Genomic DNA, 2,665 nt, shown 5'->3' with positions numbered 1-2,665 from the left:
GCAAAAGGTCACAAGCCTAAGATTATCTAGGAGCCGTGATGCGGTGAAAGTCGCACGATAGGTTCTGAAGGAGAGGTGCGAGGGATAATACCCTCCATCGACTCTAACCAACCCTAGACGACGTACTCATATTCGCACCCCTGTGAAAAGCACTCGTCATGCTTCGCACCAGCAAAAATGCTACTAAAACAACTACCTTTAAACTAGACTTTTTACTAATTTATCGATGTCTTACAGCCAATTTACAATCGAACAAATAAAATCAGAATTTGGCATCTTACTCTCAGAAAAAAACGGCATATTTGCCAAAATTCCTGAATCACAATACAGCCAATTTTTATCGGAAACTCTGGATTATAATATTCCATTAGCTCTGTCAATTAATTCAGAAAAATCTCGGTCTGAACTGATAGTTATGCCAATCCTAATTGAACTAAAAAAACAATTATCAAATCAAATAAGTCTATTTTCTGGCAAGGAATTTACTGTCGATTCTCAGAGAGGTTTAAATGGATTTTGTGACTTTATGATTAGCAAATCCCCCGAACAGTTAATTATAGAAGCTCCGGTTGTTACTTTAGTGGAGGCAAAAAATGATAATATAGAAACAGGTTTGGGTCAATGTATGGCAGAAATGATTGCTGCTCAGTTATTTAATCAGCAAAAAGGAAATGAAGTAAAAAAAATTTCTGGAGTTATTACCACGGGTAGTCTCTGGAAATTTCTGGAGCTAGAAGGTGAAACTATTACTATTGATCTAAATGAATATTTTTTAGGGAATTTAGGTCAGATTATTGGGATTCTGAAAAGCTTTCTTGAAATGTAAGATTCAACATAAACATGACTTACGCAAAGCAAACAAGAAACCGGGTTTATTGCCGTGATATTGTTGTTTAAACCAGGAAATTTGGTTGATAAACCCGGTTTCTGCGTAAGTCCTAATCAAGTTATGATAATTTGCAAGTATTTCCTAAATAGAGGGCGAATGCCATTCTCCCCTACAAATAATAAACTTTTGGTCTTCTTTTTTCATAGCTAAAGATTCAACAAATTATTAACAAAATATCAACTAAATAACCATGAATTATACCCACAGATTAGCAACTCCAGAAGATAGTCAAGCAATAGCACCCTTATGGGCAGGATTTGCCTCTGAACGGGCTAATATCGACCCATCAATGAAACTTAAACCCAATTTTGATTACGAAAAATATGTTAGTTACCAACTCAATAAACCTCTATCATATTGTTATATTTTAGAAACTCAAATTAACAATCAAACTCAAATAGTTGGCTGTATATTTATCTATTTCTACGATGAAGCACCACCTCCTACTTTACCAGCAGAATTTTTAGAAGAACACGAACTAGAAAATCCCTTTTTACCTCGGCGTATCGGTTCAGTTTTAGGAATGTACGTTCAACCAGAACATCGTCAACCAGAAAATATTCAACTCTTAGCAAATACCGCAATTCAAAAAGCCCAAGAAATGGAAGTAAGTGATATTGACTTATTAATTGCAGCCGACCAAAAAGGTATACAAGCATTATTAAAACGTTCTGGTTTTACACCTACAGCAGTTCAATTTAGCAAACATTATGAAATTTTACCTAATACTAATTCACCTAATTTACACCCACCCCATCCAGAATTAGATGTACCCGAACCACCATTACCAGGTGCTATTCCTTTAAGAGACCCCAAAACTAATGAACTGGTTTATAATAATCAAGATAAACCTGTATTTATTTATCCAATTACTGATAATAATGGGGAGTTAATTAAAACATCAAAAGGTCTACCTATTTATCCTACTCCCTTGCGAGACCCACAAACTCAAGATTGGGTATTTGATGTTAATGGAGAGTTAGTAGTAAGTCCAATTTTTAAGGATGATAAAGGTGAAATATTTGAGCATCAAGGTATGGTTCAATTTCATCCTCCCAGTTATAAAATGCAGGGTGGAAAGTTGGTCTTAGAAAAAGATGATGCTGGTAATTATCTCTTTCTTGATGTAGAACGAGATAGTCAAGGTAATATTGTTTTATCTCCAGAAGGTCTACCTATTTTTAAACAAAATTCTCTTAGTTAAAAAAATTGGATGTTGGGTGTTAGGGTAAATTTGCAGTCTTCTTGGATGGAGGTTTGATATTCATTATACCTCTCCCCTATTCAAAAGTTCCCTTGATATTTTCTCACAGACTATTCTCCAACACCTCACCATCAGCATCTGTATCTGTAGCTAAACAAGCTAAACAACAGATTGGCTAATGTTGTAGAGTAATTAATTACTGCGTAAGGATTCAAAAGTCAGCTATTAGTCATAGCTTGATTAACTTATTGTTAGCTATAACTTGAATTAGTTTTGATAAAAAATTAAAAGTAATTATAAGAAGCTAAGTTGCTAATCTTAGCAGTTATTGCCATAATACCTGAGAGCTGACTAGCTAATAACTGAATGCTTACCATTAACCAGCTTTTTTATCTTTCTATGAATCAAGATTTTTACAGATTCAAAAAATATTTTCTAGAAACCTGAGAAAGTATTAGATATTTCACTTTTCGGCTCTCTTTTAACTTCCAACCAATACCCAGAGGGTAACTCAAAGTTGGAATCATTTAACCGTTGTTGCCACCCGTTCAAAACTTCAGAAGGTAACACCC

The 2,665-nt window shown here is 34.6% G+C and carries 2 protein-coding genes; both read left to right on the top strand.

Features of this window, described 5'->3' with window-relative positions; all coding sequences use genetic code 11:
• The first annotated feature begins 226 nt into the window (after positions 1-226).
• Positions 227-826: a hypothetical protein gene (locus tag AFK68_RS02690; protein ID WP_094671422.1), complete on the top strand. Its 600-nt coding sequence runs from the start codon at positions 227-229 to the stop codon at positions 824-826.
• A gap of 253 nt (positions 827-1,079) precedes the next feature.
• Complete coding sequence (locus tag AFK68_RS02685) at positions 1,080-2,093, top strand: hypothetical protein (protein ID WP_094671420.1); 1,014 nt, start codon at positions 1,080-1,082, stop codon at positions 2,091-2,093.
• The last annotated feature ends 572 nt before the right edge of the window (positions 2,094-2,665 follow it).

The organism is Hydrocoleum sp. CS-953 (assembly GCF_002260545.1).
Taxonomy (GTDB): domain Bacteria; phylum Cyanobacteriota; class Cyanobacteriia; order Cyanobacteriales; family Microcoleaceae; genus Trichodesmium.
The sequence above is the reverse complement of the archived record's forward strand: the minus strand, read 5'-3'. Positions and strand labels throughout refer to the sequence as shown.